The organism is Lentzea terrae (assembly GCF_003265345.1).
Lineage (GTDB): Bacteria > Actinomycetota > Actinomycetes > Mycobacteriales > Pseudonocardiaceae > Lentzea > Lentzea terrae.
Genome location: NZ_QFWW01000021.1, coordinates 268,427 through 288,186 on the forward strand (window position 1 = coordinate 268,427; position 19,760 = coordinate 288,186).

General features: G+C 69.3%; 29 protein-coding genes. 21 read left to right on the forward strand and 8 right to left on the reverse strand.

Annotation, left to right across the window (positions count from 1 at the left end):
- The first annotated feature begins 14 nt into the window (after positions 1–14).
- Genes DI276_RS26565 through DI276_RS26575 form a run of 3 tightly spaced genes read left to right on the forward strand, consistent with a single transcriptional unit; the run spans position 15 to position 1,894 of the window.
- Positions 15–533 (forward strand): sugar O-acetyltransferase, encoded by a 519-nt coding sequence (locus DI276_RS26565; RefSeq protein ID WP_198680927.1) that lies wholly within the window; start codon positions 15–17, stop codon positions 531–533.
- Entirely contained in the window at positions 523–1,140 is a 618-nt protein-coding gene (locus tag DI276_RS26570) for a DUF2238 domain-containing protein (RefSeq protein WP_232836931.1), read from the forward strand. Before DI276_RS26565 ends, DI276_RS26570 begins: the two co-directional genes overlap by 11 nt.
- The gene (locus DI276_RS26575; RefSeq protein ID WP_112268087.1) at positions 1,130–1,894 is read left to right on the forward strand and encodes a DUF3626 domain-containing protein; all 765 of its coding nucleotides are present in this window, start codon (positions 1,130–1,132) and stop codon (positions 1,892–1,894) included. The genes DI276_RS26570 and DI276_RS26575 overlap by 11 nt, the downstream gene beginning before the upstream one ends.
- Here DI276_RS26575 and DI276_RS26580 read toward each other — a convergent pair.
- On the reverse strand, positions 1,887–2,858 hold the full coding sequence (locus DI276_RS26580; RefSeq protein ID WP_112268089.1) for a helix-turn-helix transcriptional regulator: 972 nt from the start codon (positions 2,856–2,858) through the stop codon (positions 1,887–1,889). The two genes, DI276_RS26575 and DI276_RS26580, sit on opposite strands and share 8 nt — an antisense overlap.
- 48 nt (positions 2,859–2,906) lie before the next feature.
- On the opposite strand from DI276_RS26580, the gene DI276_RS26585 reads away from it, so the two are divergent.
- The gene (locus DI276_RS26585) at positions 2,907–3,383 is read left to right on the forward strand and encodes a hypothetical protein (protein ID WP_112268091.1); all 477 of its coding nucleotides are present in this window, start codon (positions 2,907–2,909) and stop codon (positions 3,381–3,383) included.
- A 62-nt stretch (positions 3,384–3,445) separates the two neighbouring features.
- Positions 3,446–3,949, forward strand: a complete 504-nt coding sequence (locus tag DI276_RS26590; protein WP_157984960.1) for a DUF2087 domain-containing protein — start codon at positions 3,446–3,448, stop codon at positions 3,947–3,949.
- On the opposite strand, the gene DI276_RS26595 is transcribed toward DI276_RS26590, so the two are convergent.
- Positions 3,931–4,656: an SDR family oxidoreductase gene (locus DI276_RS26595; RefSeq protein ID WP_112268095.1), complete on the reverse strand. Its 726-nt coding sequence runs from the start codon at positions 4,654–4,656 to the stop codon at positions 3,931–3,933. The genes DI276_RS26590 and DI276_RS26595 overlap by 19 nt on opposite strands.
- A gap of 61 nt (positions 4,657–4,717) precedes the next feature.
- Between DI276_RS26595 and DI276_RS50240 the strand changes: the two genes are divergently transcribed.
- Positions 4,718–4,957, forward strand: coding sequence for a hypothetical protein (locus DI276_RS50240; RefSeq protein ID WP_157984961.1), 240 nt, complete (start codon positions 4,718–4,720; stop codon positions 4,955–4,957).
- Positions 4,958–5,160: 203 nt separating this feature from the next.
- Here DI276_RS50240 and DI276_RS26600 read toward each other — a convergent pair whose 3' ends face one another.
- Positions 5,161–5,385 (reverse strand): hypothetical protein, encoded by a 225-nt coding sequence (locus DI276_RS26600; protein ID WP_112268097.1) that lies wholly within the window; start codon positions 5,383–5,385, stop codon positions 5,161–5,163.
- A 113-nt stretch (positions 5,386–5,498) separates the two neighbouring features.
- Here DI276_RS26600 and DI276_RS26605 point away from each other — a divergent pair, with 113 nt between their 5' ends.
- From DI276_RS26605 to DI276_RS26665, 13 genes are all read left to right on the forward strand, one after another.
- The gene (locus DI276_RS26605) at positions 5,499–6,080 is read left to right on the forward strand and encodes an RNA polymerase sigma factor (protein WP_112268099.1); all 582 of its coding nucleotides are present in this window, start codon (positions 5,499–5,501) and stop codon (positions 6,078–6,080) included.
- Positions 6,077–7,309 carry a hypothetical protein gene (locus tag DI276_RS26610; protein WP_112268101.1) on the forward strand — a complete coding sequence of 411 codons (1,233 nt, stop codon included), beginning with the start codon at positions 6,077–6,079 and terminating at the stop codon, positions 7,307–7,309. Before DI276_RS26605 ends, DI276_RS26610 begins: the two co-directional genes overlap by 4 nt.
- Positions 7,310–7,320: 11 nt before the next feature.
- On the forward strand, positions 7,321–7,830 hold the full coding sequence (locus tag DI276_RS26615) for a GNAT family N-acetyltransferase (protein ID WP_112268103.1): 510 nt from the start codon (positions 7,321–7,323) through the stop codon (positions 7,828–7,830).
- A gap of 5 nt (positions 7,831–7,835) precedes the next feature.
- A complete protein-coding gene (locus DI276_RS26620; protein ID WP_332874710.1) occupies positions 7,836–8,318 on the forward strand; it encodes a GNAT family N-acetyltransferase in 483 nt (160 codons plus the stop codon).
- Positions 8,315–9,100 carry an arylamine N-acetyltransferase family protein gene (locus DI276_RS26625; protein WP_232836932.1) on the forward strand — a complete coding sequence of 262 codons (786 nt, stop codon included), beginning with the start codon at positions 8,315–8,317 and terminating at the stop codon, positions 9,098–9,100. Before DI276_RS26620 ends, DI276_RS26625 begins: the two co-directional genes overlap by 4 nt.
- Positions 9,101–9,140: 40 nt before the next feature.
- Positions 9,141–9,650, forward strand: a complete 510-nt coding sequence (locus DI276_RS26630) for a general stress protein (RefSeq protein ID WP_112268109.1) — start codon at positions 9,141–9,143, stop codon at positions 9,648–9,650.
- 64 nt (positions 9,651–9,714) lie between these two features.
- A complete protein-coding gene (locus DI276_RS26635; protein WP_112268111.1) occupies positions 9,715–10,413 on the forward strand; it encodes a hypothetical protein in 699 nt (232 codons plus the stop codon).
- Positions 10,341–10,880, forward strand: coding sequence for an ester cyclase (locus tag DI276_RS26640; RefSeq protein WP_112268113.1), 540 nt, complete (start codon positions 10,341–10,343; stop codon positions 10,878–10,880). The genes DI276_RS26635 and DI276_RS26640 overlap by 73 nt, the downstream gene beginning before the upstream one ends.
- 93 nt (positions 10,881–10,973) lie before the next feature.
- Complete coding sequence (locus DI276_RS26645; protein WP_112268122.1) at positions 10,974–11,729, forward strand: TetR/AcrR family transcriptional regulator; 756 nt, start codon at positions 10,974–10,976, stop codon at positions 11,727–11,729.
- The gene (locus DI276_RS26650) at positions 11,726–12,565 is read left to right on the forward strand and encodes an NAD(P)H-binding protein (protein WP_112268124.1); all 840 of its coding nucleotides are present in this window, start codon (positions 11,726–11,728) and stop codon (positions 12,563–12,565) included. The genes DI276_RS26645 and DI276_RS26650 overlap by 4 nt, the downstream gene beginning before the upstream one ends.
- 4 nt (positions 12,566–12,569) lie before the next feature.
- A complete protein-coding gene (locus tag DI276_RS26655) occupies positions 12,570–13,355 on the forward strand; it encodes an HAD-IIB family hydrolase (RefSeq protein ID WP_198680923.1) in 786 nt (261 codons plus the stop codon).
- A gap of 71 nt (positions 13,356–13,426) precedes the next feature.
- Positions 13,427–13,657, forward strand: coding sequence for a YciI family protein (locus tag DI276_RS26660; protein WP_112268126.1), 231 nt, complete (start codon positions 13,427–13,429; stop codon positions 13,655–13,657).
- A gap of 7 nt (positions 13,658–13,664) precedes the next feature.
- Positions 13,665–14,918: an RNA polymerase sigma factor gene (locus DI276_RS26665; protein WP_112268128.1), complete on the forward strand. Its 1,254-nt coding sequence runs from the start codon at positions 13,665–13,667 to the stop codon at positions 14,916–14,918.
- Here the strand turns inward: DI276_RS26665 and infA are convergent.
- The 3 genes from infA to DI276_RS26680 form a co-directional block, all read right to left on the reverse strand.
- Positions 14,915–15,136, reverse strand: a complete 222-nt coding sequence (gene infA / locus DI276_RS26670; RefSeq protein WP_112268130.1) for a translation initiation factor IF-1 — start codon at positions 15,134–15,136, stop codon at positions 14,915–14,917. The two genes, DI276_RS26665 and infA, sit on opposite strands and share 4 nt — an antisense overlap.
- Entirely contained in the window at positions 15,126–15,881 is a 756-nt protein-coding gene (locus DI276_RS26675; protein WP_112268296.1) for a GNAT family N-acetyltransferase, read from the reverse strand. Before DI276_RS26675 ends, infA begins: the two co-directional genes overlap by 11 nt.
- 246 nt (positions 15,882–16,127) lie before the next feature.
- Entirely contained in the window at positions 16,128–16,790 is a 663-nt protein-coding gene (locus DI276_RS26680) for a TetR/AcrR family transcriptional regulator (protein WP_112268132.1), read from the reverse strand.
- 106 nt (positions 16,791–16,896) lie between these two features.
- On the opposite strand from DI276_RS26680, the gene DI276_RS26685 reads away from it, so the two are divergent.
- On the forward strand, positions 16,897–17,844 hold the full coding sequence (locus tag DI276_RS26685) for an SDR family NAD(P)-dependent oxidoreductase (RefSeq protein WP_112268134.1): 948 nt from the start codon (positions 16,897–16,899) through the stop codon (positions 17,842–17,844).
- Between the two features lie 10 nt (positions 17,845–17,854).
- Here the strand turns inward: DI276_RS26685 and DI276_RS26690 are convergent, their stop codons facing one another.
- Entirely contained in the window at positions 17,855–18,445 is a 591-nt protein-coding gene (locus DI276_RS26690) for a LysE family translocator (RefSeq protein ID WP_112268136.1), read from the reverse strand.
- A gap of 108 nt (positions 18,446–18,553) precedes the next feature.
- Here DI276_RS26690 and DI276_RS26695 point away from each other — a divergent pair, with 108 nt between their 5' ends.
- The gene (locus tag DI276_RS26695; protein WP_112268138.1) at positions 18,554–18,991 is read left to right on the forward strand and encodes a VOC family protein; all 438 of its coding nucleotides are present in this window, start codon (positions 18,554–18,556) and stop codon (positions 18,989–18,991) included.
- Here the strand turns inward: DI276_RS26695 and DI276_RS26700 are convergent.
- A complete protein-coding gene (locus DI276_RS26700) occupies positions 18,984–19,757 on the reverse strand; it encodes a helix-turn-helix domain-containing protein (RefSeq protein ID WP_112268141.1) in 774 nt (257 codons plus the stop codon). The two genes, DI276_RS26695 and DI276_RS26700, sit on opposite strands and share 8 nt — an antisense overlap.
- Positions 19,758–19,760: the final 3 nt, after the last annotated feature.

Below are 19,760 nucleotides of genomic sequence, written 5' to 3' on the forward strand. Positions count from 1 at the left end.
CCGAGAAGCAGAAGATGATGACCGGCCAGCTCTACAAGGACTCCGACCCCGAGCTGGTCGCCGAGCGGCTGGCCGCGCAACGGCTGGTGGACGAGTTCAACGCCACCCGTTTCCACGCGGTCATCCAGAAGCTCTTCGGCTCCGTCGGCGAGGGCTCGTGGGTCATGCCGCGGTTCCAGTGCGACTACGGCTACCAGATCCACCTGGGCTCCAACAGCTTCCTCAACTACGACGCCATCCTGATGGACTGCGCGCCGATCACCATCGGCGACGACGTCTCCATCGGCCCGCGCGCGCAGCTGCTCACCGCCCTGCACCCCATTGAGGACCACGAGGCCCGTCGACAGCGCTTCGAGACCGCCGCACCCATCACCATCGGCGACAACGTGTGGCTCGGCGGCGGCGTCATCGTGTGCGCGGGCGTGACGATCGGCGACAATGCCGTGATCGGCGCGGGCAGCGTCGTGACGCGCGACATCCCGCCGCGCGTCCTCGCGGTCGGCAACCCCTGCAAGGTGATCCGTGACCTATGAGCGTTCCGCCACCGAACCGCTGATCCTGCTCGCCCTGACTTCGGCCGCCCTGGTCGTGTCGGGCATCGCCCCCCACGACCGGACCACCTGGTACCTGGAGGTGGCTCCGGTCGTGATCGGCGCGGCCATCCTCATCCCGACCTACCGGCGTTTCCCGCTCACACCCCTGCTCTACCGCCTGATCTTCGTCCACGCGCTGGTGCTGATCCTCGGCGGCCACTACACCTACGCCCGCGTGCCGGTGGGCTTCTGGGTCCAGGACCTGTTCGACCTCGCCCGCAACCACTACGACCGGTTCGCCCACTTCGTCCAGGGCTTCGTGCCGGCCCTGCTGGCCCGCGAGGTGCTGCTGCGCAAGACCCCGGTGCGGCCGGGCGGCTGGCTGTTCCTGTTCGTCGTCTCCGTCTGCCTGGCGTTCAGCGCCACCTACGAGATGCTCGAATGGGCGTCGGCCGTGCTGGGTGGCTCGGCGGCGGAGGACTTCCTCGGCACCCAAGGCGACGTGTGGGACACCCAGTGGGACATGTTCATGGCGTTGCTGGGCGCGATCGTCGGGCTGCTGACGTTGTCGAAGGTGCACGACCGGGAGCTCGCCCGTGCCGTTTGAGCAGGCCATCGCACACGTCGATGCGCGCTCAGCCGGCGGCCCGCTGCCCCGTGACCTGCGCGTCACGCTCAACTTCCACCCCGGCCGCGGCGTGCTCGCCCGTCTCGCCGAAGAGGGCGTCTACCGGTCGCAGTTCGAGACCGGCACCAGCAACGGCGGCCTCACCGCACACCCCGGCGGCGCCCGCGGGGAGTGGGAGAGCCGGCTCTTCGGCGGCGCCTACGACCACGCGCCCCCAGCCTCCCGGCCCAAGTACGGCGCGCTCAACCACCGCAAGCTGCCGCACGGCGGGGCGCCACGGTTCGGCTCAGCACACCTGCGGCTCTCTGCAGAGGTGCTGGATCGCACGACGTTCTGCTACCCGGACAGCGTCTTCGATCCCGTCGACTTCGGCACCGCCCGCCGGTTCGCGTTGATCGAGCTCGCCGAGGCCGACGACCTGGACCCGCTCGACAACTACATCGAGGCGCACGTGCACGGGCCGGTCACGCTGGACGACGTCGAGGCCGTCGTGCTCGACCCGAGCTTTCCGGACGTCGAGCTGCCGTGCCCGGTGGAGCGGCACTCCGGTTTCCGGCTCTCCACCGAGCAGCTGCTGCGCCACGCGGACTACCGCAGCCCGGAGTCCGTCGCGTTGGGACTGCGGATCGCGCGGGATGGGTTCATCGACCCGAGCATGCTCGACGACGCCGACGCACCGCCCCAGGTCGTGAAGCACCTGTGGCACCGCCTCGCGCGGTTCGGCGTCAGCTGACCTGGTAGATCGCGGCCAACTGCCGCACCGACTCGGTGACCCGCTCGCGCAGTTCCGCCGGCGCCAGCACCTCGACCTCGCCGCCCATCCGCAGCAGCATCCCTGTCGCGTGCCCGATCGACTCGATGGGGATCGTCACGCGCACCCGGCCGTCATCGTCCACAGCGGACTCCTCGGCCGCCCGCGCCACCACCGGCAGCACGTTGGACGAGAACGACTCGAAGCCCTGCGCGGACAACCGGAGCACCGCCTCACCGGTGTACTGCCGCGCCTGGAACTCCTCCAGCGACGCCGTCCAGTGCGCCGCCAGGTCGAACCCCGGCGGCCGCTCGAACGACTCGTCCAGCGCCGTCACCGCCTGCATCTGCGACACCCGGTAGGTGGAGATCCGCGACGAACCGCGCGCCACCAGGTACCAGCGCCCGGCCTTCAGGACGAGTCCCAACGGCCGCAGCACCTTCGTCACCTCTTCTGGCGCCTGCCACCGCCGGTAGGAGACCTCCAGCAACCGCGAACGCCACACCGCGTCCGCCACGACCTCCAGGAACGGTGAGCGCTCCGGGTCGTAGTACCAGGCAGGCGCGTCCAGGTGGAACCGCTCCGCCATGCGCGAGGCCCGGTCCCGCATCGACGACGGCAGCGCCGCCATCAGCTTGAGCTGCGCCGCCGACACCGCCTCGCCGAGCCCCAGGTCCGCGGCGGGTCCCGGCAGCCCGGCCAGGAACAGCGACTCCGCCTCCTGCTCGGTCAGGCCCGTCAACCGCGTGCGGTAGCCGTCGAGCAGCTGGTAGCCGCCTTGCGGGCCCGCGTCGCCGTACAGGGGCACCCCGGCCGCGTGCAGCGACTCCACATCGCGGTAGATCGTGCGGACCGACACCTCCAGCTCGTCGGCCAACGCCTGCGCGGTCATGCGCCCCTTCGTCTGCAACAGCAGCAGCAAGGACACCAACCGGCTCGCACGCATGCCAAGACACTGCCACAGGTTGTCAGGGATAGCTCATATGTTCGACGCATGGCTTTCTACGAGAAGCAGATGACCGTGCGCGAGCCGCTGGTCATCGCGGGCAGGCACGTCAAGCGCTACGAGGTCGTCACACCCGGCCTCGAGATCACCGACGACATCCGCGCGGCCGCCTGCGCGTTCCTGCCGACGATCTACCCGGACTTCGCCGACCCGACCCCGCCCGCCACCGTCACGGTGCTGCACCGCAGCGCGGCGGGGATGTACCTCAACGCCTACAACTGGGTCTGGGACAACGTCCTGCACTGCCGCACCGCCGTGTCCGGTGACCAGCCGTTCCTCGGCTCCACCGACCCGGACCTCACGCACTTCAGCGTCATCCCGAAGGACCTCATCGGCTGCGTGTGGGAGCTGCCGCCGCTGTCGCACGAACGCGACGCGTGGGTGCGGCACGTGCTGGAGCCCGACGAGCCCGACTTCGACGCCTACCTGCTCGACACGATGACCGAAGGGCTGGTGGGCCGATGAAGGACTGGCAGGGCGCCCCGTCGCGCTGAAAAGTGGTGGACGGCGTGGTTACGGTCGCAGACATGACCACTCCGGAATCCGTTGTGCGCGTGCTGGCCGAACCGACGAGGCTGCGGGCTTTCGCCGCGGTCGTCCTCGGCGCGGGAACACTGGCCGACATCGCCGCCGCGTCCGGACTCAAGGTCAAGGACGCCGGCATCGCGCTGATGAAGCTGCGCGAGGCCGGGCTGGTCGAAGGCGACCCGGCCCGGCCGGCCGATCTGAAGCCGCTCGCCGCCACGCTCACCGAGTCGATGCCCGCGGACGGGCTCGCGCCGTTCGTGCGCGGCGACAAGCTGATCTCGCTGCCGGTCGCACACGAACGCCGCCGCAAGATCCTCGAGCACGTCGCGTCGAAGGCTTTCGAGGCTCGGACGTACTACGAGGAGAAGGAGATCAACGAGCGGCTGCAGGCGTGGTGCGACGGGGGAGAGCTGGACCACGTGACCATCCGCCGCTACCTCGTGGACCTGGGGCTGCTGGAACGCGGAGGCGGCCTCTACCAGGCTCAACCCCTGCCGATGTAAGGCATGGTCGTGGCCATCACGGTCATGAACTGCACGTTGGCGTTGAGCGGCAACTGAGCCTGGTACAGCACCGCGTCGGCCACGTGCTGCACGTCGAACGTCGGCTCCGGCTTCGTCTCGAAGTTCGCCTGCAGCACGCCCTGACCCATGCGGGCGGTCATCTCCGTCGCCGCGTTGCCGATGTCGATCTGCCCGCACGCGATGTTGTACGCGCGCCCCTCCAACGACAGCGTCTTGGTCAGCCCGGTCATCGCGTGCTTGGTCGCGTTGTACGCCACCGCGTGCGGGCGCGGCATCGACGCCGAGATCGAGCCGTTGTTGATGATCCGGCCGCCGCCGTGGGTCTTCATCACCTTGAACGCCTCACGCGCGCACAGGAACGCGCCCGTCAGGTTCACGCCGACGACCTTCTCCCATGCGCTGAGGCTGAACTCCTCGATCGGCGTGGCGCGGACGTTCGTGCCCGCGTTGTTGAACAGCACGTCCACGCGGCCCCACCGTTCGACGACCGCTTCGAACAGCGCGACCACCGAGTCCTCACGCGACACATCGGTTGGTACGACCAAGGCGTCGGAGCCTCCGGCGGTTTCCCGCAACGCGTCCTCGCGCCGCCCGGCCAGCGCCACCTGGAAACCCGCTGCCAGCAGGGTGCGTGCCGCCGCACGACCCACGCCGGAACCCGCTCCCGTCACGACCGCGACTGTCATCGGTGATCTCCCCTCGATTCAGCGATTGCCCTCAGTGTCCCGTGTGGAGTAATTACCTTGCGTGGAGTGCGAAGAAGACACCTGCCTGCTCTGTGCGGGCTCGGGAACCATGTCGTGGCAGCAACCCGTTCCCGGCCCGGAAGGGCTTGTGCTGCACGAGATGTCGCACCCGTGCCCGCGCGGCTGCTCCGGCTGGTGGAAGCTTCCGCACGGTGACCGCGGCGGCATCGTCCCAGGTGTTGTCGCAGGCAATGCGGCCCGTGCCAACGAGATTCCGGCCGGACCGTCCACTCCGGCCTGATCACCGAGCGTGAACAGTGGGGGTCACCCATTATTGCCGGGAGGGTCCCTGCTTGGCGGCTGCGTCCACTCGGAGTAGAGGCGCACACTGATCCTTTGTGAAGGAGTGCAGCCGTTGCCTTGGTTCTGGGCTCAACGAGGACCGGACCGCCTGCCGCGTCTGCGGCGGGATCGGTCAGGTCCCCGACCGGTAGCCGGCTGAGGCTATTTCTTCGTCATCAGAGTCGGGCCGAGGATGCGCCGGGCGATCCGCCGGGTCAGCGACTTCGGCCGGCGTGCGGGCGCCGGCTTCTCGGGCGTCGTCGGAGCTGGCTGTGCGGCCGGCGTCGCTGGAGCTGTGGCCGGCACGGTCGGTTCCTCGATCATGATCTTCGCCAACACCTGGGTCTCCGGCTCTGCACTGCCGGACTGCTGCTGCTCGATCGGCACGCCACGATCTTGCCATCGCGTTCATCCACGCCTGCGACGAGGGCGTACTCCCCGGTATGCAGTGACCCACGTCACGCAGCACACTGGCCGGTGACGGCGCCAGGCGGAGTGTGATGATTGAGACGACCGAGCGCGCGGACGTCGGTCCGCCGCCGGACGCGCACCTGTGGGACCTGATCGCGGAAGGCGACCACGCCGCGTTCGCCGAGCTGTTCGAACGTCACGCCGAAGCGGTGTGGAACTACGCCTACCGGCTCACCGCCTCCTGGTCACAGGCAGAAGACCTGCTGTCGGCGACGTTCCTGACCGCCTGGCGCAAGCGCGGCGAGGCCCGGCTGGTCCGCGACTCCGCCCTGCCCTGGCTCTACACCGTCACGGCGAACCGCGCCCGCACCGAGTGGCGCGCGTCCCGCAGAGCGCTGCGGCTGGTCGGCAGGCTGGCGCCGCAGGACGAGCGCGACCACGCCGACGAGGTCGCCGCCCGCACTGACGCCCAACGCCGCCTCGCCGAGGTCGTGGCCGCCATCGCGAAGCTGCCGCGGTCCGAACGCGAGATCGCCCAGCTCTGCCTGCTCGGCGACGTGTCCACCGCCGACGCCGCCACGTTGCTGGGCATCACCGAGTCGAGTGTCCGAGCCCGCGTCTCCCGCACCCGCGCCCACCTGCGCCACCTGAGCACCGAGGACACCCAGTGATCGACCAGCTGCCCGAGCACCGCACCCTGCCCGACGACATCCGACTCCGAGCCCGCCGCCGCCTTGCCGAGGGCATGGACCCCGCCGCGAGCAACCGCACGCCGGCTTTGATCGCCGCCGGAGTCAGCCTCCTGGCCGCGGGCGCCGTCTTCGCTGGACAGGCCCTCACTGGCGGTGACGCCGAGCTCGCGGACCCCTCTTACCAGCACAACGGCGAGTTCGTCGGCAAGGATCGCGCCGTCGTCAACCACGTCGAGCCCGGCACCGTGCACCCCGAAGCGCTGGCCCGCTGCCTCGACGCCGCGAAGGCCCATCCGCCGGCCGCCGAGTGGCAGACGATCGCGACCAGCCGCAAGAACGGCACCACGCTCACCGCGTTCCGAAGCTCGACCGGCGTGTTCTTTTGCGCGAACACCGCGACCACCACCACGATCTCCGCACCCGACGACACCAAGCTCGAGACGGGCATGCGCCAGGTGAAGATCCTGTTCACCACGCCGACCGGCACGATCGCGGGCCTCGCGTCGCCGGACGTCAAGCTCCTCAGCCTGTCCCGAATTGGCGACAAGGGCTGGCACAACACATCACCCGCACTGGTCGGCGGCCTGTTCCTCGCCCCGAGCGGCTACACCAAGGCCGAGAACGGCTCGCAGGCGCTGGCCAACGGTTACAGCTTCGCCCTGCGCGGGGTGCCGAAGCCGGTCCAGTCCGTCGTCGACCGGCCGCTGCCACCCGCCGACCGCACCAGCCCTGAGGCGCAGCGGTTCGCCGGGTGCCTGACCGACCGGGCGATCCCCGATCCCGGCCAGTTCGCGCTCGGCGTCACGGTCAAGGTCAGTGCCACCGGCACGATCATGCTCGGCCGCTTCAACGATCTGATGGTGTACTGCCTGGACGACGGCGGCCCCTTGCGCGGCTCGGTCTACGACCTGCGCGACCCCGACGGGATGGACATCCTCGACGGCGCGACTGTGGCGGCGATCCGCGCGTTCTACGACTTCACCCCGATGGAGGGCGGCGGCTCCAGCAGCTCGAAACTCGCCGCCGCCGGCCTGCTGCTCGACCCGCGCGTCGCGTCGGTGACCTACACCGCGCCGAGTGCCGCCGACGTGCCCGCGGTGCTCGGCAACGGCACGTTCGTGCTGGCTGCGCCGCTGAACGAGGACGGGCGCGTGGTGATCAGGGACGCCAAGGGCACGGTCCTGGAGACGATCAAGCCCACGCGGTAGAGAATGCTGCCATGGCCGTGACCTTGACCGTGCCGCCCACCGAAAGCGCGCCCGCGTTGCGACTGCGACCGTGGCGGCAGGACGATCTGCCGGCGCTCGTGGCGGCGCACCGCGATCCGCTGTTGCGCCGGTGGCTGGCCACCTCGCTGGCCGGCGAACCCGAGGCCAGGCAGTGGCTCGACGCGCAGGCCGACGGTTGGGCGAGCGCGACCCGGTTCAGCTTCGCCGTCACCGCCGACGATGATTCGCCACTGGGTCACGTCGTGGTGAAAGCAACGGCCGAGGTCGGTTATTGGACCGCCGCGCACGCCCGCGGGCAGGGAGTCGCCGCTCGCGCAGTGGACACGGTGTCGTCGTGGGCGTTGGACATCCAGAACTTCACTGAGCTGGGCCTGTTCCACGCGGTCGGTAACGACGCGTCGTGCCGGGTCGCGGTCAAGTGCGGCTTCGTCCTGGACGAGTTGCTCCCGGCCGCACCGCCCGCGTTTCCCGCTGCTGGACATCGACACGTGCGGAGGTGACCCGCGTGGAAACCGAACGCCTGACGCTGCGCCCGTTGGATCCGTCCGATGTGGATGAACTGAACGTGCTGCACGCCGACCCCGAGGTCATGCGGTTCCTCGACCCCGAGCCGGTCGAGCACTTCCTCACCGACAGCTTCTACGCGGCGCACGAGAAGGAGTCCGGCCGGTTCGTCGGCTGGTTCGAGTTCAAGCCCGTCGGCGACGGCGCGGTCGAGCTCGGCTATCGGTTGCACCGCGCGTTCTGGGGCCTCGGGTACGCCACCGAGGGCGGCAAGGCGCTGATCGACCGCGGCTTCACGACCGGTGGTGTGCAGAAGGTCGTCGCCACCACGATGTTCGTCAACGCCGGGTCGCGCCGCGTCATGGAGAAGTGCGGGTTGCGGCACGTCCGCACGTTCCACGTCGACTGGGACGAGCCGCTGCCCGGCAGCGAGCACGGCGAAGTCGAGTACGTGCTGACCAGAGAGGAATGGCAGTCAGCGTGAGCGGTACGTGGCAAACGGACTTGGTGGACCTCGACGCGTATTTCGCGCGCACGGGAGCGTCGGCGTCGAGCTCTCTCACCGAGCTGCACGAGGCGCACGTGCGCGCCATTCCGTTCGAGAACATCGACGTGATGCTCGGTCTCGTACCGTCGTTGGACCTCGCCGACATCCAGGCCAAGCTGGTCGGTCGTCGTCGCGGTGGTTACTGCTACGAGCACCAGCTGCTGTTCACGGCCGTGCTGGAACGTCTCGGGTACGAGGTCCGGCGGCGGATGAGCCGGGTGATGACCGGGCCGCGCACGCACTTCATGTCCATCGTGGACGACCACCTCGTCGACGTCGGTTTCGGCGCCGGGATGCTGCACCCGATGCCGCTGGTCGACGGCGCGGTTGTGGACCAGGCCGGCTGGCCGCACCGCCTGCGCAGCTCCGAAGGCCGGTGGGTGCTGGAGAAGGAGACAGCGGACGGCTGGGTGCTGCAGCACGCGTTCGAGCCCGACGTCGAGCAGCTGCCCGTCGACTACCTGGCGGCCAACTACTACGTCGCCACGCACGAGCGGTCGCCGTTCAGCCGCCAGCTCGTCGTCATGCGCCTCGAACCGGGCCTGAGCCGTCGTCTGGTCGGCAATTCGCTCACTTTCGAGCGCGCGGGTGCGAAACCTGAGAATTCTCAGGTTGAAAACCTCGCGGAAGCGTTGGAATCGCTGGACATCACGCTTACCGAGAGGGAGCTGAGTCACATCAGCTCAACTTCGGGAACACCTGTGGGAGCTAATTCGTAGTAACAGACATAAGGGGATCGCATATCGGAGGTGTTGCACAATGACCACCGCGACTCCGTTCACCGCCGGGGCCAATCCCACTGGCGTCAACGCACTGCCCACGCCGCCCACCGGCTGGCCGATCGGTTCCTACGCGACCTACGAAGAGGCGCAGCGAGCCGTCGACCACCTGGCGGACAACGACTTCCCGGTCGCCGACGTCACCATCGTGGGTATCGAGCCGATGATCGTCGAACGCGTCACGGGCCGCCTGACCTGGGGTCGCGTCCTCGGCGCCGGTGCCGCGTCGGGTGCCTGGTTCGGTCTGTTCGTCGGTCTGCTGCTGGGCCTGTTCTCCACCGGCGGCGCCCTCGCCCCGATCGTCACGGGCCTGGTCGTCGGTACGGTCTTCGGCCTGGCCGGCGCCGCGATCCGCTACTCCGCCCAGCGCGGCCGCCGCGACTTCGCCTCGACCACCCAGCTCGTCGCCGGTCGCTACGACGTGCTCAGCCACCCGCGCAGCGCCGAGCGCGGCAAGGACATGCTGACCACGCTGGCCTGGCGGTCCTGAGTCCAGCTCCCACCACCACGAGGAAACGCCGTCCCCAGGGGCGGCGTTTCCGCATACTGGGCGGGTGTGGATCAACGACCCGCGTGAGCGGTTGTGGCGGGGCATCCTCGTCGTGCTGGGATTTCTGGTGGTCGCGACGTCCAGGGATGCCAACCTGTTCGGCCTGTTCCCCATCGCGACGTGGTGCGCGCTGGCTCGCTCGTGGCGGACCGGGATCGTCGTCGGGGCAGCCATCCTGGCACTGCTGGTGTGGTTCGTGGTGCCGCGCGGCCTCGGATGGACCGGGCCGTGGGTGCCGTCGGCGCTGGAGATCTACTGGGTCTACTCGGTGATGGCCGCGGTGTTGTCGGTCGTGGGCCTGGCGGTGGAGCGTGCTGCGCGGCCGGCCCCGACGTTGGTCAGCGGCTTCTCGATCGCCGGCTATGTGGTTCTCGGGTTCGCGGGCGCCGCCTTCCTGGGGATCATGAACTCGGAGAGCAAGCCCCGCGACGAAGGCGTGCTGCCCGGTCCGGCCGCACTGCAGGTCGTCGAGGGCGACGCCGGGTGCGGCTCCGGGCACTGCTGGCGCACGCTCGACGCGACCGGCGACCGCGCTCCCGAGGTGATGCGCGCGCACCTCGCGTCGCGTGGCTACGTGCCGCGCTCCGAGCACTGGTGCCGGCGGATCGGCCTCGTCGTGGCCCATGAGGTGTGTGCGGACCTGCGCAAAGAGACCCCGACCAGCGTCCACGTCATCTGGTACAACAACCGGAACGCGGAGTAACGGCCCCTGCGCGGCCCGCGACATCCGGGCAGGCCGACCGATTCCGAACTGGTGTCCGCTACGTCGACTACCTGGCCACGGGCGACGAGTCCATCCTCGACGAGGCTTTCACCCCGGACTTCCACGACCACGTGAGCGGCCTCCGGGGCACCGACATGATGGGTGTCGTGCGCGGCTGGCTGGCACGCAGCTTCGCCGACCTGACCTACGAGGTGCACGCCGTCACCAGCGGCGACGGCCTGGTGATGATCTGGTTCACCAGCTCGGGCACGCACATCGGCAGCGAGTTCCCTCAGTTCGCCGGCCGCGAGCCGACGGGACGGCGCATCGTCGCCGAGGCGGTGCACATCTTCCGCGTGCGCGACGGCAAGCTGGCCGAGCACTGGGCAGTCCGGGACGACCTCGGCGTGCTGCGCCAGCTCGACGGCGGCGACCCTCCAGGCGAGCGCCCGCAACGTCCGGTCTGATCAGTGGAAAGAGGCCTGCGCGTCAACTGACCCACCATTTCCGTACGTCGTACGGTATTGTTTCCGTATGGCCTACGGAAATGGGGTGGACGGATGGCCACCGAACGCAGCGGCGGGGGAGACCCGGTCAGGACGCTCGCGTTGCTCTGGCGCAGACCGGCGGAGCCGAAACCGGTCGGCAGGAAGCCCAAGGTGAGCGTCGACCAGATCGTCGTCGCGGCGATCGCGGTGGCCGACCGCGAAGGTCTCGGCGCCATGTCGATGGCGCGCGTGGCGCAGGAACTGTCCGTCGGGACGATGTCGCTCTACACGCACGTCCCCGGCAAGGGCGAGCTCATCGATCTGATGACTGACGCCGTGCTGCAGGAACGCGATCTCACGCCCGCCGGCACGTGGCGTGAGCGCATCAAGCACTACGCGGACCGCACACGCGCGGTCTACCAAGCACATCCGTGGATGCGTGACGTGTCGATGGTCCGCCCGCCGCTCGGACCCGGCCTGATGGACGGCCAGGAGTTCGTGCTGGCCGCACTCGCGGACTCCGGTCTCGAACCGAAACAGGTGACGGTGGCGCACGTGGCGGTCGAGGGGTTCGTCCACGGCGCGGCGTCGTCCGAAGTGGACGATCGACAACTGGAGGAGACGACCGGCGAGTCCAGTGACTCGTGGTGGGGCGCGCGGCAGGTGTTCTGGGAGGACTACTTCGACGTCGAGCGCTACCCGACCATGACGAACCTGTGGAACGCCAACGCCTATCACACCGAGACCACGATCGCCGACAACATGCGCAGCGGCTTCGACTACGGGCTCGAGAAACTGCTGGACGGAATCGAAGGGGGCATGCGATGACGATCCTGGTGACCGGCGCGACGGGCCACGTCGGCCGGCTGGTGGTGCGCGGGCTGGCGGGCCAGGCCGGCGTCCGGGCGATGACCCGCAACCCGGACAAGGCAGATCTGCCGGCGGAGGTCGTGCGAGGCGACCTCGACGACCCGGCGAGCATCCCGTTCGAGGGTGTGGAGAAGCTGTACCTGTTCGTGCACCCGCCCACAGCGCAGGAAGTCGTCGACCGCGCGGTGAAAGCGGGCGTGCGCAGGATCGTGACACTGTCGTCGGGCGCTGTGACCTGGGGCTACGACACCACCCACCACCTGCCGGTCGAACAGGCCGTCGAAGCGTCCGGCGTCGAGTGGACCCACCTGCGACCCGGCGAGTTCGCGGTCAACAAGATCGACCTGTGGGGGCCGTCGATCCGCGCGGACGGCACGATCGTGCACCCCGAACCCGACGCGCCCGGCCAGCCGATCCACGAGGCCGACATCGCCGAGGTGGCGGTCAAGGCACTGCTGGAGGACGGGCACGCGGGCAAGGCCTACAACCTGACCGGCCCGCCGCAGCTCACCCAACGGGAGATGGCCGCGGCACTCGGTGAGGTGCTCGGCCGCGAGCTGAGGTTCGTCGACGTCACGGTGGAGGAGGCGCTCGCCTACTACGTGAGCGTCGGCTGGCCGGAGGAGATCGCCCGCTACATCCTCGGCCTGGGCGGCTACGAGGGTGGCGACACGGACGACTTCAGCGACTACGAGTTCGTGGTGTCGCCGGACTTCGAAGCGGTGACCGGCAAGCCGTACCGGACGTTCGCGCAGTGGGCGCGTGATCATCGGGCCGACTTCATCGCAGAATGACCGGGTGAAGCTCATCGCGACCGACCTCGACGGCACGCTGCTGCGCGACGACCTGACGTTGTCCCGACGCACGCTCAACGCGTTGCGGATCGCCACCGAAGCGGGCGCCGAGGTCGTGTTCGTGACTGCGCGGCCGCCGCGGTTCGTCGACGCGCTGGCCACCGACCTCGTGGGCACGGCGGTGTGCAGCAACGGCGCCATCGTCTACGACATCGCGACACGCTCGGTCGTCAGTTCCCGTCCACTCGGTGTGGCCGCCGCCCGACGGGTGGCGGCCGCGCTGCGGGAAGCGGTGCCATCGGTCGGGTTCGGCGTCGAGACCGGGCACCACGTCCGGTACGAGCCCTCATACGTGCTGCGGATGCCGGAAGACGCCGCCGCCGAGACGCCGGTCGCGGTGCTGGACGACCTGTGGACCGTGCCGTTCGTGAAATTGCTGGCGTACTCGCGGCACCACAGCGCGGACTTCATGGTCGCCGCGGCCGAGGCCGTCGCGCGCGGCGAAGCCCAGTTCACCCACTCCGGCGGCCACGGCCTGCTGGAGGTCAGCGCGCTCGGCGTGGGCAAGGCCACCGCGGTCACGGCCCTGTGCGCCGAACGCGGTATCGCGGCGCACGACGTCGTGGCGTTCGGCGACATGCCCAACGACCTGGCGATCCTGCGCTGGGCCGGCGTCGGCTACGCCATGGGCAACGCCCACGAGGCGGTGCTCGCCGTCGCGGACCGGCGCACGCTCACCAACCAGGAGGACGGCGTCGCCGTCGCGCTCGAAGAACTGTTCAACCGCTGATCATCGGCGTCGATTTCGGCACCTCCTCGTTCGACGTCTCTGCAAGGGGAGATGCAGAACGAGGAGGCCCGGTGCGGTTCATGGTGTTCGTCCGAAGCCCGAAACCGTTGGCAGCACTGCACACCGACGCGTTGCTGCGCGCGGGTGTGCTGCTCGACTCCGGCGACCTCGTGCCGCACGCGTTCGGGGTGACCGGGTACTGGCTGATCGACGTCCGCAGCCGGGAGGAGGCGGTGGAACGGGTCAAGCGCATCCCTCTCCCGGCGTGCGTCGTGGAAATACGGCAGGTGGCTGTGGTCTGATGCCTCCATGGGGGCTACGACCTCGGTGCACCGCACCATCGACGCGGTTTGGCGGATGGAGTCGGCGAAGGTCATCGCCGCGCTCGCCCGGTACACGCGCGACGTGGGCCTTGCCGAGGAGATGGCGCAGGACGCGCTGGTCGCGGCGTTGGAGCAGTGGCAGGCCGAGGGGGTGCCGAAGAACCCCGGCGCGTGGCTCATGACGACGGCCAAGCGCCGGGCGATCGACCAGATCCGGCGGCGGGAGAACTTCAACCGCAAGGTCGAGGAGATCGGGCGCGAGGTCCAGGAGGCCACGCCGGACGCCAGCGAGGGCGTTGACGACGAGATCGGCGACGACCTGCTGAGCCTCATCTTCACCGCCTGCCACCCGGTGCTCGGGACCGAGGCGCGGGTCGCGCTGACGCTGAAGATGCTCGGCGGTCTCAAGACCGAGGAGATCGCCCGCGCGTTCCTGGTCAGCGACTCGACCGTGGCCCAGCGCATCGTGCGCGCCAAGAAGGCGCTGTCCGACGCCGGCGTGCCGTTCGAGGTGCCGGAAGGGCCCGAGCTCGCGACGCGGCTGGCCAGCGTGCTCGAAGTGATCTACCTGATCTTCAACGAGGGCTACTCCGCCACCCAGGGCGACGACTGGATGCGTCCCGAACTGTGCGCGGAGGCCCTCCGGCTCGGGCGCGTGCTCGCGGAGCTCGCGCCGAAGGAAGCCGAGGTCCACAGCCTCGTCGCGTTGATGGAGATCCAGGCGTCGCGGTCGAAGGCGCGCACCGGGCCCGGCGGTGAACCCGTGCTGCTGCTCGAGCAGGACCGCGGCAAGTGGGACTGGCTGCTCATCGGACGCGGTCTGAAGGCGCTCGAACGTGCGGAGGCGTTGAACCAGCCGCCCGGCCCCTACTACGTGCAGGCCGCCCTCGCCGCGTGTCACGGCCGCGCCCGCCGGGCCGAGGACACCGACTGGCAACGCATCGCCACGCTCTACGAGGTGTTGGGGCGCATCTCGCCGTCGCCGATCGTCGAGCTCAACCGCGCGGTCGCGTTGTCGATGGCGTTCGGGCCCGCGGCCGGCCTCGCGCTGGTCGACGAGATCTCCGGCGCGAAGGCGTTGCAGGGCTATCACCTGCTGCCCAGCGTGCGCGGTGACTTCCTGCTCAAACTCGGCCGCGCCGAGGAGGCGAAGGCCGAGTTCGAGAAGGCCGCCAAGCTCACCCGCAACGAGCGCGAGAAGACCCTGCTGCTCGAACGCGCCGCGGCCTGCGGGAACTAGCTGCGGTAGCGGAAGAGGATCCGCCCCCGGTTCAGGTCGTACGGGCTCAGCTCCACCAGGACCCGGTCGTACGGCAGGACCTTGATGAAGTTCTTCCTGACCTTGCCGCTGACGTGGGCCAGCACGCGGTGCCCGTTCGGCAGCTCGACCGTGAACTTGGCGTCACGCAGGCACTCGACCACGGTGCCTTCCACTTCGATACCGCCCTTACCGGCCATGGCGCACCAGCTCCACGGTGCTGCCCGTGCGCCGGGCGCCGATGCCCTCGAACAACGCGGTCGCCGCTACGTTCGCCTCGTTCACCTCGGCCGTTGCCGTGCCAACCCCAGCCTGATGCAGCGCGCCGAGCGCGTGGGTCAGCAACGCGCGCGCGATGCCGTGACGTTGCCGGTCCGCGCGGACGGCGATCAGCCCGATCCGGGGCAGGCGCGTCAGCTGCGTCACCCGCACCAGGCCGACGTACTCGCCGTTCTCGACGGCCACGGTGTACATCGACGTGTCGCCGTCCGGCCGGACCATCACCTCGGCCGGCATCTCCTGCCAGCCAACGGTTTCCTCGATCTGGGCGCGGACGACGCGCTCCAGCTCCCGCAGCGGGCCGTCCTCGGCAGGCCCGATCGTGAGGCCCGGCGCCGGAAGAGCCGGCCGGGTGGGCACGGCGTACTCCCACTCGCGCCGCCGGATCGTCAGTCCCGCACGTTGCCAGCCGGCCAGCAGTTCCTGGTCGGATTCGTCGACGACCGTGTGCAGCGGATCCGGCAGCGCGGCCAGCATCGCGCGGGCGAGCTGGTCGAAGACGGAGCGGTGCCAGGCGTCGACGCTGAGGAAGATCCGCCCGTCGGGACGGGTGATGGCCTCGCCGCGGCCGGTCACGCGGTCGTCGTCCAGCGCGTGCCACAGCCGCGGCGTGATCTGGGTGATCTCCACCGCGGGATCGCCCGCGGTGAAACGCAAAGTGTTCATGGTGGTCACCTCTCGGAGAGCCTTGGTCAAGGCGCTCCCGGCAACCCCTACGTCAGTCGCCCGACCGTGACGACGAGGGGAGCACCCAACATCGCAACAGCGTTCATGGGTCTCACCTCCGGGCGTCGAGTCACGGTCGCCGGAACCCTAGAAGTACGGCGGGTCCGGCGTCCACCGATTTAGGTCAGCGCGAGCTTCACGCCCAGCGCAGCGACGTCCCTGCCCAGGACACCCAAAAGACGCTGGTCAGCGGGGGAGCATGCCCAGGAGGGTCGCGGTCAAGGCCTGCTGCAGGTAGTCCTTCAGATCCAAGTGGAAGCGGGCCAGGTCGGGCTCGGCCTCGTAAGCCGCCTGCAGGCTGGGCGGGGGCGTGCTGAACGCCGACAGCGCGCCGGCCATGACCATGGTCTGCAGGCTGAACAGTGTTGCGTTCTCACCCAGCTCCGGCAGGTACTTCCGGATCAGGGCGGTCATGGTCGTCAGGCGTTCCAGGGAAGCGCGCTTGTAGCGTGTTACGACCTCGACGGAGACGTTGTGTTCCAGGACGCTGCCCTGTGCGCCGAAGAGCTCGCACAGCACCATTCGGCCGGACAGCGAGCGACCGAGGATCTCGGCCACCGCTGCCGCTCGCTCGGGCATGGGGAGAGCTTCGTCGACGCCGGCGGCCAACTCCCCTGTCAGCTCCGTCAGCCACTCCCGCAGAAAGCGGTCGAGCAGCTCCAGCAACACCGCCTCGCGAGACTCGAAGTAGCGCAACACGTTCGGCTTCGCCAGGCCTACCCGGCGGCTGAGCTCGTTCAGGGTGACCGCGGCCACAGGCATCTCGTCGAGCATCGCCGACGCCACGTCGAGGATCGCCCGTCGGCGGATCTCCCGCTGCTCGTCAGTTCGCGCCCGCTGGAAAGTCACCTCGCCAGCCTAGATTAGGTACCGCCGGTATGTTGACAACATACCGAAGGTACTTTAACGTCGACGACAAGATACCTTCGGTACGTTATCTAGCTGGGAGCCTGACGTGGGCGAGAAGTGGACGACAGCGAACATTCCGGACCAGCGCGGGCGGGTGGCCGTGGTGACCGGGGCCAACACCGGACTGGGCTACGAGACCGCCAAGGCGCTCGCCGAGCGCGGGGCGTCCGTGGTGCTCGCCGTGCGCAACGTCGAGAAGGGCGAGCAGGCCGCGGCCCGCATGACCGGCGACGTGACCGTGCAGGCGCTGGACCTGACCTCGCTCGACTCCGTGCGGACCGCGGCGGCGGCGCTGCGGTCCCGGCTCGACCGGATCGACCTGCTGATCAACAACGCCGGCGTGATGTACACCCCGAAGCAGACCACCGCCGACGGCTTCGAAATGCAGTTCGGCACCAACCACCTCGGCCACTTCGCGCTCACCGGGCTGCTGCTCGACCTGATGCTGCCGGTGCCCGGCTCGCGCGTGGTGACGGTCAGCAGCTCCGGCCACCGGATCCGGGCCGCGATCCACTTCGACGACCTGCAGTGGGAGCGGTCGTACAGCCGGGCCGCCGCTTATGGTCAGTCCAAGCTGGCCAACCTGATGTTCACGTATGAGCTGCAGCGCCGGCTCGCCACGCACGGCACCACCGTCGCCGTGGCCGCGCACCCCGGCATGTCCAACACCGAGCTCGCCCGCAACACCCCCGCAGCCCTCCGGCTTCCGATCACCTGGCTCGCGCCGCTGATCACCCAGACGCCGGCCATGGGGGCCCTGCCCACCCTGCGCGCCGCCACCGACCCCGCCGCGCTCGGCGGCCAGTACTACGGTCCCGGCGGACGCAACGAGATCAAGGGCCACCCCCGGCTGGTCACCTCCAGCCCCCAGTCGTACGAGGCAGCCGTCCAACAGCGGCTGTGGGCCGTCTCCGAAGACCTCACCGGCGTGAAGTTCCCCGTCGTTCAGACCCGGCAGAACTCGTTTCCCTCCGGATCGGCCGTCACGATGTAGCCCGCAGGCTTCAGGTCAGCGCGAGTTTCACGCCCAGCGCGGCGAACGAGGCCGCGAAGAACCGGCGCAGCCACATCATCACGCGGGGCCGGGCCAGCACCCGGTCGCGCATCGACGCCGCGAACACCCCGTACACGACGAAGACCACGAAGGTCACCGCCATGGCCACCGCGCTCAGCGTCACCATCTGGCCGAACCCGGTCGCGAACTGCGGCAGGAACGCGACGAAGAAGATCGTGAGCTTCGGGTTGAGCAGGTTGATCAGCACCGCCGACACCACGATCTTCCGCGTGGAGGCGGGCGCGGCCGCAGCGTCGACGACGAGCTCGCTCCGGTCCCGCCACGTGATCCACGCCAGGTACACCAGATACACGACACCCAGGTACTTCACGATCTCGAACGCCAGCGCGCTCGCGTGCAACAGCGCCGCCAGGCCGGTGACGGTGGCCAGCACGTGCGGCACCATCCCGAGCGTGCAGCCGAACGCGGCGATCACGCTCGCCCGGCGTCCGTGCGCGAGACCGGCCGACAACGTGTACAGCACACCGGTGCCGGGGGTGGCGACCGCGATCAACGTCGTGATCAGGAAGGCGAGGCTCATGCGGACGACTCTGCCGTCAAAGCGGTCCAGAAAGCAGAGCCAAAAACCGCTCACTAAGTTGGACCACTTCGGATGTCGAGGACCTGACCGCGGCTCCGTCCCCAGGACATGACCATCAAGAGCATGCACCACGTCGGCATCACCGTCACCGACCTCGCGGCCTCCGTCGCGTTCTTCGAGGCGCTCGGCATGGAGCTGGAGGGCAAGGCGCACATGGAGGGCGAGTTCGTCGACGGCGTCATCGGACTCGACGGCTCCCGCAGCGACATCGCGATGCTGCGCACCCCGGACGACCGGTACCGGATCGAGTTCAGCGAGTTCCAGGCGCCGGACGCGATCGACGGCAGCTCCGACGGCCCCATCAACGCCCTCGGCCTGCGGCACATCGCGTTCGTCGTGGACGACCTCGACGCCACACTTGCCCGCCTCCGGCCGCACGGCGCCGGGCTGGTCCGGAACGTCGAGACCTACGAGAACATCCTGAAGACCTGCTACGTCCGTGGTCCCGAGGGAATCCTCATCGAGCTGTGCGAGTACTTCAGCTGAGTGCCCGCGCATAGGCCGTGGGGGAAACACCGACGGTCTGGGTGAAGTCCCGCACCAGGTGGGCTTGGTCGCTGTAACCGAGGTCAGCGGCCAGCCGTGACCACTCCACCTCCGACTCGGCGCGTTCCAACGCCTCGTGGATGCGATACCGCAGGATGACCCACTTCGGGCTCACCCCGACGTAGTCCGCGAACAGCCGCTGCATCGTCCGCACCGACACGCCCTCGGCCCGCGCGAAGCCGGAAACCTTGCGGATCTCCCGGTTCTCGCGGATCCGCTGCACCAGGTCCATCGCGAGCGTCGCCTGCGGATCAGCCACCGGTTCCATGCCCAGCAGGAACCGGTCGAGCGCGGCCACCCGGTCGTCCTCGTCCTCCACGTCCAGCACCAGCGACGACGAGACGTCGGTGAGCAGCACGTGCCGCCCGGTCCACTCCGACACGGGCTCGCCGCGGAACGGCCGGAACCCGCCGGGCCGGAACTGCACGCCCGCAACGCGAATCTGCCCGTGCAGCACCCGGCTGAACAACCCGAGCCCCACCCCGGCGATCTCCGGGTGCGCGTACCCGTGTTCGAAGACGATGTTCACGGACGGATGCGGCACGACGTGCGAGGTGTAGGGCTCGTCCAACTGGCCGTCGATCAGCCAGTAATGCTCCAGGTACGGCTGCAACTCCGCGCACGGCAGCCGCCGCCGGAACCGCACGCGGGCGAACAGCTCGCGCGCGTCCACGATCCCCCGAGTGTCCCGCCGCGGCCCTGGCACAGC

Coding starts and splice junctions, on each gene's coding strand:
- DI276_RS26580 (WP_112268089.1), bottom strand. CDS start 2,858: ATGCGTGCGAGCCGGTTGGTGTCCTTGCTGCTGCTGTTGCAGACGAAG.
- DI276_RS26695 (WP_112268138.1), top strand. CDS start 18,554: ATGACCATCAAGAGCATGCACCACGTCGGCATCACCGTCACCGACCTC.
- DI276_RS26690 (WP_112268136.1), bottom strand. CDS start 18,445: ATGAGCCTCGCCTTCCTGATCACGACGTTGATCGCGGTCGCCACCCCC.
- infA (WP_112268130.1), bottom strand. CDS start 15,136: ATGGCCGGTAAGGGCGGTATCGAAGTGGAAGGCACCGTGGTCGAGTGC.
- DI276_RS26615 (WP_112268103.1), top strand. CDS start 7,321: ATGGCCGTGACCTTGACCGTGCCGCCCACCGAAAGCGCGCCCGCGTTG.
- DI276_RS26650 (WP_112268124.1), top strand. CDS start 11,726: ATGACGATCCTGGTGACCGGCGCGACGGGCCACGTCGGCCGGCTGGTG.
- DI276_RS26605 (WP_112268099.1), top strand. CDS start 5,499: ATGATTGAGACGACCGAGCGCGCGGACGTCGGTCCGCCGCCGGACGCG.
- DI276_RS26630 (WP_112268109.1), top strand. CDS start 9,141: ATGACCACCGCGACTCCGTTCACCGCCGGGGCCAATCCCACTGGCGTC.
- DI276_RS26565 (WP_198680927.1), top strand. CDS start 15: ATGATGACCGGCCAGCTCTACAAGGACTCCGACCCCGAGCTGGTCGCC.
- DI276_RS26595 (WP_112268095.1), bottom strand. CDS start 4,656: ATGACAGTCGCGGTCGTGACGGGAGCGGGTTCCGGCGTGGGTCGTGCG.
- DI276_RS26645 (WP_112268122.1), top strand. CDS start 10,974: ATGGCCACCGAACGCAGCGGCGGGGGAGACCCGGTCAGGACGCTCGCG.
- DI276_RS26585 (WP_112268091.1), top strand. CDS start 2,907: ATGGCTTTCTACGAGAAGCAGATGACCGTGCGCGAGCCGCTGGTCATC.
- DI276_RS26590 (WP_157984960.1), top strand. CDS start 3,446: ATGACCACTCCGGAATCCGTTGTGCGCGTGCTGGCCGAACCGACGAGG.
- DI276_RS26665 (WP_112268128.1), top strand. CDS start 13,665: ATGGGGGCTACGACCTCGGTGCACCGCACCATCGACGCGGTTTGGCGG.
- DI276_RS26675 (WP_112268296.1), bottom strand. CDS start 15,881: ATGAACACTTTGCGTTTCACCGCGGGCGATCCCGCGGTGGAGATCACC.